The following is a 12,947-nucleotide window of genomic DNA, read 5'->3' on the forward strand; positions in this document are numbered from 1 at the left end:
CGCACCCTCACACCGGTTACACCCTGATCACGATTCGCCGGTCCGATCCGCCGGTCTGCCGGACCGCCGCCTCGGCCGGAGAGCGCTCTCAAGACTGGAATCAGACTGGCTCATGACTAGCCCAATGTCAATCACAGAATCGGTTGAGAGCGCTCTCTGGAATATGTTGTGGGAAACGCCAAATCCCCTTATGCCGCCTGGCGGCGCCGGCAGGCCTCCAGGTGCGCGGCGATCACGGCCGGGGTGGCCGAGCGCACGCAGGCGTCGGCACCGGCCTCCAGCACGTCGACCGCGGCCTGGTGGTCGCTGTAGGGGCTGAGCACGGCCACGATCGAGGCGGCCGGGTGGCGCAGGCAGGCGGCCGTGACCGTCCTGGGGCCGGGGTCGTCGAGGACCACGATGTCGGGCTCGCGGCAGCCGGCCGGCATCTCGGCCCGGCGGGTCACGAACCATCCGGCGGGCAGATACCGGTCCAGGTCCGCGAAGCGTCCGGCCGGAGTGATCATCAACACGTCGATGCGGCGGTGTTCGGCGGTGGCCGGGGTGCGCTGGGGAAGGGTCAGGATCGTCATGCCTCCTTTATCCCGTGTCGGCCTGACATCCCCCTCGATCCCACCTGCGAGAATCCTGGAAGCCGGCCGACGTGAGGAGGCGCCCGTGATCGTGTGGCTCAACGGCCCCCTGGGCGTGGGCAAGGCGACCCTCGCGGCCGAGCTGTGCCGGCGGGCGGCGCAGGCCCGCGCGTTCGACGCCGAGCGGGTGGACCGGGTGTTCCGGCGCACCGCCGGGCTGGTCCGCCACGGCGACCACCAGGACCTGCCCGGCTGGCGGCCGGCGGTGGTGGCCGCGGTGGCCCGGCAGGCCCGCGGGGCCGACCCGCTGCTGGTGCCGATGACCGTGCTGCGCCGCAAGCACCTGGAGGAGCTGCTGGGCGACCTGCGCGAGCGCGGCCACGAGGTGCGCCACCTGTTGCTGGACGTCTCGGCGCCGGTGCTGGTCGAGCGGGTCGAGGCCGACGAGCGCCCGGACGCGGGCGGCTGGCGCCTGGACGACCTGGGCGCCTACCTCACCGCCCGGCGCGACCTGCGGGCGCTCGGCGCGGTCGTGGACACCGACGACCTGCTCGCGCGGGAGGTCGCGGACGAGGCCGAGGCGCTGATCGACGGCTGGCGGGCGACCTGAAATACGGACACCCCTCGCGGAATTGACCCGGGGGCCGGCCGTAGGCGAGGCGGACGGCCTTCCCCCGCGGCCGGGTGTTGCGGCGCAGCGTCGCCGCGGCGGCGGGTGCCCGCGCTCGTCGGCGCCGCCGCCCGGCTTCGCCCAGCACGTGCTCGTCGAGTTGCTCGCCGGCACGTGCGTGCTCAGCCGGGCGGGGCGCCACGTCACCCGGGCGGCGGCGGAGGCGGGGCTCGACGAGCTCCCCGCCGGCCGCCACCGCGCGGTGATCTAGCGGTGCGATCCGGGCTACACGGAGTACACCTCGAACTCCCACAGCGAGTAGCCGTAACCGGTGCCGCGGGCCACGCCCGTCATGCGCACGTAGCGGGCGCTGACCGGCGCGAACGTGACGTTGTCGAGCCCGCCGTTGCCCGCGTCGACGGTGGCCGCGGTGCTCCAGGAGCTCCCGTTGGCGGAGGTTTCGATGCGGTACCGCGACCCGTACGCCGATTCCCACCGCAGGATGACCCGGCGTACCGGCTGGGCGGAGCCGAGGTCGACGGTGATCGACTGGTTGTCGGTCCACGCGCTGCTCCACCGCGTGGTCGGGTTCCCGTCCACCGCGGCCCCGGCCGAGTAGCCCAGCTGCGTGCCGCTGGCGCTCACGCCGCGGCCCTGGGCCAGGTTGGTCAGGCTGTCGCCGCGCTTGGCCGGGAACGACACCACCTGCTGGTACGTCGGCCGGTTCTGCCAGGAGATCTTGTCGTGGGTGATCCCGCCGAGCGGCGACTGCACGATCGTGTCGGCGCACCACTGGTCGCCGGCCGAGCAGTACTTGTCGCCCGGGTACGTGGTCGCGGCCGGCTCGGCGGTGGCCGCCGCGAGCGTCGTGACCAGCACCTGCCTGCACGCGGCCAGGTTCCCGCCGCCGCAGTAGGTGCGGCCCAGGCCGCCGCGGACCGGGTCGCCGAGGACCGACCGGAGGTCCTTGTCGAGGTACCCCCACCAGCCGTACTGGAACGAGGACCCCTTGTGGCTCTGGCTCTGGTTCAGCGAGCCGGCGTTGGTCGGCCCGGTGAACCCGGACGGCGACTCGTCGATCTGCAGCGCCGAGGTCAGCGCCGCGTAGACGTCGTCGCCGAGCCCGGGCCGGAAGGTGCCGTCGATGAGCTTGGGCCACCAGGCGTCGAACGTGCGGATCGCGTCGGCGTGCTGGTAGACGTGCGAGCCGGGGGAGGTCTCCACCCGCTTGCCCCCGGCGGCCAGCCACGCCCGCAGCCCGGCCACGGTGGGATCGGTGCCGGTCCCGGCCGGGTCGAGGATGCGCAGCAGCTCGGGCAGCAGGTGCTCGGCCCGCAGGTCGGTCACCGCGGCGTCCTCGACGACTTTGACCACCCCGGCCCGGTCCACCTTGCCCGCGGAGAGCGCGGTCCTGACCCGCTTGTCGAGCAGATCCGCGCGCTGCACGGCGCCGAAACTGAAGTTTCCGTCCGCCGCCGAGAAGTCCTTACTTTGCTTGTTATTCCAAGAGACGAAATAATCCTGCCCGGTCGACTGCGGATGCTGGGTCACCGGAATGTAGTCGGCCGTATTCGTATCGGCATTCCAGCCGGACCATTCATAAGCCGGCTCGGCCTTCGTCGGCAGGTTCGGGTTCGCCCCGGACTTGCGCACCGGGTTGCTGCCCGAGTTGAAGTAGGCGGTGTCGGTGGCGTTGACGTAGAACCAGTTGAACGCGTACCCAACGTCGGACGCCGAGGCGATGAACTGGGCCGGCGTGCCCATGGCCGAGGGGTCGTTGAACGCCTGGAAGCCGATGGCGGAGTCGGCCTCGTGCCGGTAGGTCGAGCGCAGCTGGGCGAAGGCGACCGGCTGCCCGGCGACCGTGCCCCGCCAGGCCACCAGGCCGTACTTGGTCCGGTACGTGATCAGCTGGTACGACCCGGCCGGCGTGGAGTCGGCGACGGTCGGCGTCCAGGCGTTGTTCTGGATCAGCGCCTCCATCGGCGTGCAGGTGCCGTGGAAGAGGTACGCGCTCGACGCCGTCGTCGCCGCCGACCCGTCGGTGTTGCACAGCGGTACCGCGTAGGTGTCGGTGATGTCCTGCTCGGCCGAGGTGGCGCTCCACGCGTAGTCCTGCCCGCGGCCGAGCAGCACGTAGAGGTTGAGCCCGGCGAAGGCGACCCCGTGCGCGCTGACCCCCGGCCCCTGCAGCTCCTGCAGCATGAGCAGCTGCGGCGAGAAGTACCCGGTCTGCGGCCCGAAGACGGCGATCGGGTGGCCGGTGGCCGAGTGGGCCGCGTCGACCACCACGGCGTTGGACATGCCGCGCCTGGTCGCCGCGCCCGGCGTCAGTCCGGCGGTGCTCGTCGCCGAGCCGCTCGGGCTGAACACCACCGGCTGCGCGCTCACGCTGCCTACGTCCGGCAGCGCCACGCCCGGCGCGTCCGGGTCGGCCGCGCCGTAGGGGAACGACTGCCCGTCGTGCAGGGTCAGCACCGCCTCCTCGTCGTTCTGCTCGCGGAAGGCGGCCCACAGCCGGTCGCCCTCGGCGGCGCCGTAGCGGGCCCGCGCGGTCACCCGGACGAGGGCCGACTCGACCTCGCCGCCCCCGCCGCCGCCGAAGAGGCCGCCGACCACGCCGGCGATCGCGATCAGATCGGTCGTCTGGAACGGCTCCGGGCCGCCGGCGTTGGTGATCGCGTCGAGGTGCCCCGTGAGCACGTACTCCCCGGGGCAGTTGCGCGCCGCCATGCAGGCCGCGATGTAGGCGTTGATGCCGGCCACGTACTGCTGCACGTCGTCGTAGAGCTGGGCGCCCCGCGTCCCCTTGGTCCGCAGCGCGGCCACCTGGGCCTGCAGGTCGGCCTCGGTGTAGGGGGCGTTGCGCCAGATGCTCTGCTCCAGCTCCCGGTTGCCGGGCGCGCCGCCGGCGAACGGGGTGACCTTGCCCCGCCCGACCCGGCGCATGAGGTCCATGACGAACAGCCGGTCCTCGGCCCCCGCGTAGCCGGCGCCGAACATGGTCCCGGCCCGGGTGGTGCCGGTGACGTGCGGCACGCCGAGCGCCTTGTCCCGCACGATGGTGACGTCGGAGCGCGGGCTGTAGCTGCGTGCGACCTGACCGGCCGGCACGCCGAAGGACGCGCTGTTGTAGAAGGACGAGATCTGTTCGTCGGTGAGCCCGGTGTAGGCGGCGACGAGGTTCGCGTAGGGCCCGAGCTGGTCGGCCGAGTGCGCCGGCCGGGTGCCCAGCGCCTGGTGGGCCAGGATGTCGGCGAGGGTGGCGTTGCCGTTCTGGCCCGGCGGCAGGATGTCGTTGCACTGCTCCAGGCAGTAGTCGTTCGGGGCGAGCACGGCCGCCTGGGCCGGGCCCGTGAGGGCGGGGGCGACGAGCGCGGCGGAGGCCAGCAGCAGGGCCCCCAGGGCGCGTTTGACGAGAGGCAGGGACATGGCGGATCCCTTCCGGGGTTGCGAGTCAACATGAAAATGACTCGGATTACCGGATGGTAACAACGACGCCTGTCACTGGGTAGCGCCCGGCCCGGGTTTGTTCGGGCGAAGCCGCGACAAAAGCCAGACCGGGCGCCGGGTCTCGCACCATCGATACGCAGGGGTTCCACTACGCTTCTGCGGGTGCTCGTGGTCCATGCCCTCTGGGTCCAAGGCCGGGTCGGCCTGTGGGCCGAGGACCCGTCGCTGCCCGCGCCCGGCGGCCGCCGCCACCCGTTCGCCGTCGCCGGCCTGCGCCTGGACGGCGACGCCGGTGTGACCGCCGAGCGCACGCTGACCCTGCCGACCCTGAACCGCCGCCCCGAGGCCTCGCCCGCCGTCACCGGCACCGCCAAGCCGCGGCCGTGGCTGGTCGACACGGTGGAGTACCACCCGGACGACGCCCTCGGCGTGCTGCGCGGCCTGTCCGCCATGGCCGGCGACGACCTGGTCCTGGCCGAGTCCACCCGCTGGTTCGCGGCCGCCGGCGGGTTCGCCGCCGCCCTCGTCGCCCGCGGCCGGATGCTCCCCGCCGTGCTCGGCGAGGAGGCCTTCTGGCGGCCCGTGCTCACCGGCCGCGACGCCGCCCACGCCCGCGCGCTCGCCCTGGCCCTGCCCTCGGCCGCGCTCGCCGCCGGGCCGAGCGCCACCCGCGCCGAGGCGACCGCCGAGATCGTCGACGCCCTGGTCGACGCGGCCGCCCGGGCCACGCTGGGCGCCGGGGAGGCGACCGGCTGGCTTGCCGCCCTCACGGGCCGCGACCGGCTGGTCGACGCCGGCCCGGCCGAGCGCGAACGGCTCGCCACGGCCCTCGCCGCCTGGGAGGCCGACGCCGTGGGCGGCGCCGTGCGCGCCTGCTTCCGCCTGGTCGAGCCCCAGGACGAGGAGCCGGACTGGACGCTCGAGTTCGCGCTGCAGGCCGCCGACGAGCCCACCCTCGTCGTCGACGCCGACCGGGTCTGGCGCTCCCGGGGCGCGCTCAAGGCCCTGCAGCGGCACATCCCGGCCCCCCAGGAGACGCTGCTGGCCGAGCTCGGCCGGGCCAGCCGGCTCTACCCCGACCTCGAGGACGCCCTGCGCGAAGCCCGCCCGACCGCCCTGCGCCTGGACACCGACGGCGCCCACCGGCTGCTGAGCGAGGCCGCCCCGCTGCTGGCCGCGGCCGGCTTCGGCGTCGTGCTGCCCGGCTGGTGGCGCCGCGCCTCGGCCCGCCTCGGGGCCAGGCTCACCGCCAAGACCGCATCCGGCGGGGCCGCCCCCGGCACCGTCGCCCTGGACAGCGGCCTCGGGCTCGCGGCCGTCGTGGACTACCGGTGGGAGCTGGCCCTCGGCGACGAGCCGCTCACCGAGGACGAGCTGCGCCGGCTCACCGACCTCAAGGCGCCGCTGGTCCGGCTGCGCGGGCAGTGGGTCGAGCTCGACCCGCGCCGGCTCGCCGAGGGGCTGTCGTTCCTGCGGCGGCAGCGCGAGCAGGAGGCGATGACCGTCGCCGACCTGCTCGACCTGGCCGGCGGTGCGGCCGAGGGGCCCGGCGGGCTGCCGGTCGTCGAGGTCACCGCCGACGGCTGGCTCGGCGACCTGCTCAGCGGGGAGACCGAGCTGCGCATCGGCGACGCCGGGGTGCCCGATGCGTTCTCGGGGCAGCTGCGGCCGTACCAGCTGCGGGGTTTGAACTGGATGCGCTTCCTGGAGGCGGCCGGCCTCGGGGGCATCCTCGCCGACGACATGGGCCTGGGCAAGACGGTCCAGCTGCTCGCGCTCATCGCCGGCGCCGCGCCCGGCCCGACGCTGCTGGTCTGCCCGATGTCGCTGGTCGGCAACTGGCAGCGCGAGGCCGCCCGCTTCGCCCCCGGGGTGCGGGTGCACGTCCACCACGGCGCCGACCGCTCGCGCGAGCTCGACCCGGCCTCGTTCGACCTGCTCGTCACCACCTACTCCGTGGCGACCCGGGACGCCGAGCAGCTGCGCGCCGTGCCGTGGCACCGGATCGTGCTCGACGAGGCCCAGGCCATCAAGAACGCCGCCACGAAACAGGCCGCGGCGGTACGCCGCCTGCCCGCCCGCCACCGCATCGCCGTCACCGGCACGCCGGTCGAGAACCGCCTCGCCGACCTGTGGTCGATCATGGACTTCGCCAACCCGGGCCTGCTGGGCAGCGCCGTGAAGTTCAAGGAGCGCTACGCCGAGCCGATCGAGCGCGACGGCAACGAGGCGGCGGCCGAGCGGCTGCGCCGCGTCACCCAGCCCTTCGTGCTGCGCCGGCTCAAGACGGACCGCGGCATCATCGCCGACCTGCCCGAGAAGCTGGAGATGGACGTCGTGTGCGGCCTGACCCCCGAGCAGGCGAGCCTCTACCAGGCCGTGGTCGAGGACATGCTGGCCCGCATCGACAGCAGCGAGGGCATCGAACGGCGCGGCCTGGTGCTGGCCACGATGACCAGACTCAAGCAGATCTGCAACCACCCGGCCCTGGCCCTGCGCGACGGCAGCCGCCTGCCGGGCCGCAGCGGCAAGCTGGCCCGCCTCGAGGAGATCACCGAGGAGATCCTGGCCGCGGGGGAGCGGGCACTGATCTTCACCCAGTACGCGGAGTTCGGCGCCATGCTGCGGGCCGAGCTCTCCGCCCGCTTCGGCCGCGAGGTCGCCTTCCTGCACGGCGGGCTGGGCAAGGCCGCCCGCGACACGCTCGTGGCCCGCTTCCAGGAGGCCGGCCCGTCCTCGCCGCCGCTGTTCGTGCTGTCGCTCAAGGCCGGCGGCACCGGGCTCACGCTTACCGCGGCCAACCACGTCATCCACGCCGACCGCTGGTGGAACCCGGCCGTGGAGGACCAGGCGACCGACCGGGCCTTCCGCATCGGCCAGCGCCGGGCGGTCCAGGTGCGCAAGTTCGTCACCGCCGGCACCGTCGAGGAGAAGATCGCCGGGCTGATCAGCGACAAGCGCGGCCTGGCGGCCCGGATCGTCGGCACCGGCGAGGGCTGGCTCACCGAGCTGTCCACCGCGGAGCTGCGCGGCCTGCTGACCCTGGATCCCGGGGCGGTAATCTCGCCGGCATGAACAACCGCACGCTGGTGGTGACCCTGGTCAGCATCCTGGGGGTCCTGGCCCTGGCCTGCACCGCCGGCGTGGTGGGCGTGGCCTGGTATCTCTCCCACAGGAGCGAAGCCGGCCCGGCCGCCGCCACCGACGAGGCGATCCCCGGCCTGATCGACTACCGCACCACGCATCCGGACTGGCTGCAGCGCACCCACGTCGACCCGTCGGTGCAGGTCGAGTACCCGATGAAGCCGGCCGCCGGCGGCAACCACCACCCGGTCTGGATGCGCTGCCTGGGCGACGTCTACCCCAGCCCGGTCGACGAGGGCAGCGCCGTGCACAGCCTGGAGCACGGCGCGGTGTGGGTCACCTACCGGCCCGGCCTCGCCCCGGCGTCGATCGAGGCCCTGGCCAAGCGCGTGCGCGACCACGACTACATGTTCATGAGCCCCTACGAGGGTCAGTCCACGGCCGTGTCGCTGCAGGCGTGGGGATACCAGCTGCAGCTCGACTCGGCCAAGGACGCGCGCATCGACGCGTTCATCCGCAAGTACCGCCAGACCGCGTCGATGGAGGCGGGCGTCCCGTGCAGCAACGGCACCACGTCGGCATCGCCCTCGTCGCCGTCCTGACGCCGGCGGGTGCTGCGCGAATCCGCCACCGCACCCGGGCGCGCACACTCCCGGGACTATCGTTCTCGCGTGCAGATCCGATTCGACGTGCCGGCCGATCCCACCTATCCGGGCCGGGTGGCGGCGGTGCTCAGCAGCGTCCGGCTGCGCCGCTACGGCTACATCGGCGCCACGCTGGCCGGCCTCGGGGTGATCGGGCTGGCGATCTCGCGGGTGGCCGACTGGGGTGAGCAGTTCCAGCCGCTGAGCATCGCGCTGGTGGTCGGCGGCGTGCTGTCCATGCTCTACGCGCCGTGGGTGCGCCACAAGGCCCGCCGCCGCTCCAGCGGGTACGCCGTCGAGGGCGACTACGACATCACCGACGACAACATCATGATGCGCAGCGGCTCGGAGACCGGCGGGATCGCCTGGGACGGGGTCTCGCGGGTGGTGGACACGCCCGAGTTCTGGATCGTCTACGTCGGGCGGATGCCGGCCACCGTCATCCCGCGCCAGTACATGTCGGCCGAGGACGCCGAGACGCTGCGCGCGTTCATGGCCGAGCACGGGCTGCTCGGCGAATAGGGCCGGCCGCACGGGCCGGCCCCTCTCGCTCGCGCGATGCCGATGGGTCAGGCGGCGCGCAGCTCGTCGAGCAGCGACGGCCCCGACGGCGTCCAGCCCAGCGAGCGGGCACGGGCGCCGGAGGCCTGCTGGTCGAGCAGCAGCGCGTCGGCGAACGGGCCGCTGAGGCGGGCCCGCGACTCGTCGGCCGTCTCCGGCGCGACGCCGGCGCCGGCCGAGGCGGCCTCGGCGATCTCGCGGACCGTCAGGTTGGTGCCGGACACCGCGAGCAGGCGGCCCAGGGCCTCGCCGCGCTCGACGACGAGGCGGTACAGCGCGGCCACGTCGTCGACGTGGACCGGGGTCCAGTGCTGGGTGCCGTCGCCGACCAGGCGCACCCGGCCGGCCTCGTCGCGGGCCGGGGCGAGGACGCCGGCCGGGATGCCGCCGCCGTGGCCGTACACGATGCCGGGCGCGAGAATCGTGGCGTTGAGGCCGCTGTCGAGCACGGCCGCCTCCACCTCGAGGCGCCACGCGGTCAGGGCCGGCGGGGCGAGCGGGGACTCCTCGGTGATGTCCGGGTTGCTGCCCCAGATCCACACGCCCGAGGTGTGCACATACGGCTTGTCGGTGCCGCCCAGCGCCTGCGCCGCCGCGGAGGCGATCGCGCGGTCGAACCGGGCGCCCTCGGCGTCGCCGGTCGCGGCCAGGTGCACGACGGCGTCACCGGCCGCGAACCGCTCGGCGGCCCAGGCCACGTCGAACAGATCGCCGACGGCCGCCTCGGCGCCGGCCTTGCGCACCTTGGCCGCCGCCTCGTCGTTGCGCACCAGCGCGGTGACGGCGTGGCCGCCCGCGACGAACTGCGCGAGCGCTGCCGCGCCCAGGTATCCGGTCCCGCCGGTCAATACGATTCTCGTCATGGCGCGACGGTAGATGGCTACCGGCCTTGATGCGGCATGACCTTCCCCACGCCTCTCCGGAGGAATAAACTCCCACCTGACCCATAGGATTACAGGCTAACTCCGCTTCGCAGGAACATGTGCCCGGGTCAACCGCGCAACGGGGCGGTGGCGAAGCCGCGGAGGCCCTCCTGCGGCCCGATCGCGGCCCGGAAACCGAGCTCGCGGCGCGCCCGCGCGGGCGAGGCGACCACGTGCCGGACGTCCCCGGCCCGGAACTCGCCCGTCACGACGGGCTCGGGGCCGGCCATCGCGGTGGCCAGGGCCGCGGCCATCGCGACGACCGTCGTCGGTCTCCCGGAGCAGACGTTGTACGCCACGGTGCCCACCCGCTCGCCCGTCGCCCCCACCGCCAGCACGTTGGCCGCCGCCACGTCGGCGACGTGCACGAAGTCGCGGCGCTGGGCCCCGTCCTCGAAGACCCGGGGCGCCCGGCCGGCCTCCAGGGCGGAGCGGAAGATGGCGGCGACCCCGCTGTACGGGGTGTCGCGGGGCATCCCGGGCCCGTACACGTTGTGGTAGCGCAGCGCGACGACCGAGCCGCCGCACGCCGCCGCCCACGCCGCCGCGAGGTGCTCCTGGGCCGCCTTCGTCGCCGCGTACACGCTGCGGGGCCGCACGGGCGCGTCCTCGCCGACCTCGACCGGCTCCAGCGGCCCCGCGCAGCGCGGGCAGCGCGGCTCGAACCGGCCGGCGGCCAGGTCGGCCGGGTCGCGCGGGGCCGGGTCGACCGGGCCGTGGGCCGGGCAGGCGTAGGCGCCCTCGCCGTAGACCACCATGGAGCTGGCGAGCACCAGCCGGCGCACCCCCGCGCCGGCCATCGCGGCCAGCAGGACGGCGGTGCCGAGGTCGTTGCAGCCCGCGTACTCCGGCAGGTCGGCCAGGTCGACGCCCATCCCGACGAGCGCCGCCTGGTGCACGACCGCCTCGACGCCGCCGAGCGCGGCCGAGACCGCCGCGGGATCGCGCACATCCGCCCGTACCAGTGACGCGGGAACGTCCGCAGTGCGACGGTGTGCCATCGGGTGCAGCGCGTCGAGCGCCACCACGTCGTGGCCCGCAGCGCGCAGGGCGGCGCTCACGTGCCCGCCGATGAAGCCGGCCGCGCCGGTGACGAGGATGCGCATGACCCCCAACCTAGGCGCGGCGGGCGCCCGGGCACGGCCCGCGTTCGCGGTTCGTAATGGTCCGTCAGCTTCTCGTAAGACCTTGGCGGCCGGTCGATGCGTAGCGTCCGGCCCATGCCCGATGTCGTACTGCCCTGTCTCGACGAGGCGGCCGCACTGCCCTGGGTGCTGTCGCGGATGCCGGCCGGCTACCGCGCGATCGTGGCCGACAACGGCTCGTGCGACGGCTCGCCCGCGCTCGCCGCCGCGTTCGGCGCCACGGTCGTGCACGCCACCCCGCGCGGCTTCGGCGCCGCCGCCCACGCTGGCCTGGCCGCCGCGACCGCCGACGTCGTGTGCTTCATGGACGCCGACGGCTCCTTCGACCCCCGCCAGCTGCCGCGGGTCGCCGAGCCGGTCGCGGCCGGGACGCACGACCTGCTGCTGGGCCGCCGCCGCCCGACCCGCCCCGGCGCCTGGCCGGTCCACGGCCGCCTGGGCAACGCGGTGGTGGCGTGGCGCCTGCGCCGCACCACGGGCATGGTCGTGCACGACCTGGGCCCCATGCGGGCCGCCCGCCGGGAGGCGCTGCTCGCCCTCGGCCTCACCGACCGCCGCTTCGGCTACCCGCTGGAGATGATGCTCCGCGCCGCGGCCGCGGGCTGGCGCATCGGCGAGGCCGACGTCGACTACGCGCCGCGCGCGGCCGGCGGGCGATCCAAGGTGACCGGCTCGGTCCGCGGCACCGTGCGCGCCGTGCGCGACATGTCCCGGGTGCTGGCGTCATGACCGCGTCCCGCGTCCGGCACCTTGTGGGACATGCGTCGTGATCGCGCTTGTATCGATGCGCGGCATGTCCCGGGGCCCGGTGTCGTGACCGCGCCCCGCGTCCAGCTGTTGCTGCTGGCCAAGGCGCCCGTGCCCGGGCGGGTGAAGACGCGGCTCTGTCCACCGTGGACGCCGGCTCAGGCGGCCGCGCTGGCCGCCGCGGCGATCGCCGACACCGCCGAGGTGCTCGCCGCGACCCCGGCGGCGGCCCGGACCCTCGTCGCCGACGGTGCGCTGGCCGCCCCGCCCGGGTGGGGCCGGGTCGCCCAGCGCGGGGACGGGCTCGGGGAGCGGCTCGCCGCCGCGTACGCCGACACCGCCCGGCCCGGCCTCGCCACCCTCCTCGTCGGCATGGACACCCCGCAGCTCGGCGTCGGCCACCTGGTCGCCGCCGCGGCCGCGCTCGCCGGGGCCGACGCGGTGCTCGGCCCGGCCGAGGACGGCGGCTGGTGGACCCTCGCCCTGCGCGATCCGGCCGCCGGTGCGGTGCTGGCCGGCGTGCCGATGTCCACGCCGGACACGTTCGAGCGCACCCGCGCCGCGCTGGCCGGGCTCGGCCTGCGGGTGGCGGTCGCGGCCACGCTGCGCGACGTGGACACCGCCGCCGACGCGTACGCGGCCGCCGCCGCCCGCCCGGACGGCCGCTTCGCCCGCGAACTGTCCACACTGGACCCGCGATCGTCCGCCGGTTCGACCGGGCGTGAGCGGTCGCCCGCCAGCTCCGCCGGGCGTGAGCAGTCGTCTGCCGGTTCGGCCGGGCGCGAGGGGTCGTTTGCCGGTTGCGGCCTGCGCGGACGGTCGTTTGCCGGTTCCGGCCTGTACGGGCGGTCGTCTGCCGGTTCCGGCGTGCGTGAGTGGTGGTCTGCCGGTTGCGACCTGTGCGGGCGGTCGTCCGCCGGTTCTGGCTGGTGCTGGCAGGCCGGCGTCGTGGAGGGCGGCCGGTGACCGCGCCCGTGGCCGTGCTGGGCGCGGCGCTGCGGCGGGCCGGCCGGGGCGAGCCGGCGGGGCTGGTCCTGGTCCGCGCCGACGGGGCCGAGGCGACGCCGGTCGACCCCGGCGCCTGGCACCATGGGCGCCCCGGCGACCCGTCGCTGGTCGAGCGCTGCCCGGACGGCACCGTCGACCTCGGCTGCGGCCCGCCGCAGATCCTCGACATGGACATGAGCAAGGGCGCCGCCCGCGCCAAA

Annotated in this window: 10 protein-coding genes and 2 pseudogenes; 8 read left to right on the forward strand and 4 right to left on the reverse strand. The window is 74.9% G+C overall.

Annotated features, from left to right (window positions below; all coding sequences use genetic code 11):
* Window positions 1-188: 188 nt before the first annotated feature.
* Window positions 189-572, reverse strand: a complete 384-nt coding sequence (locus AB0M46_RS35900) for a hypothetical protein (RefSeq protein WP_363343559.1) — start codon at window positions 570-572, stop codon at window positions 189-191.
* An 85-nt stretch (window positions 573-657) separates the two neighbouring features.
* On the opposite strand from AB0M46_RS35900, the gene AB0M46_RS35905 reads away from it, so the two are divergent.
* Window positions 658-1,182: an AAA family ATPase gene (locus AB0M46_RS35905; protein WP_363343561.1), complete on the forward strand. Its 525-nt coding sequence runs from the start codon at window positions 658-660 to the stop codon at window positions 1,180-1,182.
* Window positions 1,183-1,330: 148 nt separating this feature from the next.
* On the forward strand, window positions 1,331-1,453 hold the full coding sequence (locus tag AB0M46_RS35910; RefSeq protein ID WP_363343562.1) for a hypothetical protein: 123 nt from the start codon (window positions 1,331-1,333) through the stop codon (window positions 1,451-1,453).
* Between the two features lie 14 nt (window positions 1,454-1,467).
* On the opposite strand, the gene AB0M46_RS35915 is transcribed toward AB0M46_RS35910, so the two are convergent.
* Entirely contained in the window at window positions 1,468-4,614 is a 3,147-nt protein-coding gene (locus AB0M46_RS35915) for a penicillin acylase family protein (RefSeq protein WP_363343564.1), read from the reverse strand.
* 183 nt (window positions 4,615-4,797) lie between these two features.
* On the opposite strand from AB0M46_RS35915, the gene AB0M46_RS35920 reads away from it, so the two are divergent.
* The 3 genes from AB0M46_RS35920 to AB0M46_RS35930 all read left to right on the forward strand — a co-directional run bounded on the left by AB0M46_RS35920 (window position 4,798) and on the right by AB0M46_RS35930 (window position 8,885).
* Window positions 4,798-7,710, forward strand: a complete 2,913-nt coding sequence (locus tag AB0M46_RS35920) for a DEAD/DEAH box helicase (protein ID WP_363343566.1) — start codon at window positions 4,798-4,800, stop codon at window positions 7,708-7,710.
* On the forward strand, window positions 7,707-8,321 hold the full coding sequence (locus AB0M46_RS35925; RefSeq protein ID WP_363343568.1) for a DUF3105 domain-containing protein: 615 nt from the start codon (window positions 7,707-7,709) through the stop codon (window positions 8,319-8,321). Before AB0M46_RS35920 ends, AB0M46_RS35925 begins: the two co-directional genes overlap by 4 nt.
* Window positions 8,322-8,390: 69 nt before the next feature.
* A complete protein-coding gene (locus AB0M46_RS35930) occupies window positions 8,391-8,885 on the forward strand; it encodes a YcxB family protein (protein ID WP_363343570.1) in 495 nt (164 codons plus the stop codon).
* Between the two features lie 47 nt (window positions 8,886-8,932).
* On the opposite strand, the gene AB0M46_RS35935 is transcribed toward AB0M46_RS35930, so the two are convergent.
* Window positions 8,933-9,787 carry an NAD-dependent epimerase/dehydratase family protein gene (locus AB0M46_RS35935; RefSeq protein ID WP_363343572.1) on the reverse strand — a complete coding sequence of 285 codons (855 nt, stop codon included), beginning with the start codon at window positions 9,785-9,787 and terminating at the stop codon, window positions 8,933-8,935.
* 128 nt (window positions 9,788-9,915) lie between these two features.
* Window positions 9,916-10,953, reverse strand: coding sequence for an NAD-dependent epimerase/dehydratase family protein (locus AB0M46_RS35940; protein ID WP_363343574.1), 1,038 nt, complete (start codon window positions 10,951-10,953; stop codon window positions 9,916-9,918).
* A gap of 114 nt (window positions 10,954-11,067) precedes the next feature.
* Between AB0M46_RS35940 and AB0M46_RS35945 the strand changes: the two genes are divergently transcribed.
* The 3 genes and pseudogenes from AB0M46_RS35945 to AB0M46_RS35955 form a co-directional block, all read left to right on the forward strand.
* Window positions 11,068-11,721, forward strand: coding sequence for a glycosyltransferase family 2 protein (locus AB0M46_RS35945; RefSeq protein WP_363343576.1), 654 nt, complete (start codon window positions 11,068-11,070; stop codon window positions 11,719-11,721).
* Window positions 11,722-11,805: 84 nt separating this feature from the next.
* Window positions 11,806-12,435: pseudogene (locus tag AB0M46_RS35950) on the forward strand (DUF2064 domain-containing protein); the annotation flags it as partial.
* Window positions 12,436-12,701: 266 nt separating this feature from the next.
* Window positions 12,702-12,947: pseudogene (locus tag AB0M46_RS35955) on the forward strand (hypothetical protein); the annotation flags it as partial.

The sequence above is a fragment of the Dactylosporangium sp. NPDC051485 genome, from assembly GCF_040682015.1.
GTDB lineage: Bacteria > Actinomycetota > Actinomycetes > Mycobacteriales > Micromonosporaceae > Dactylosporangium.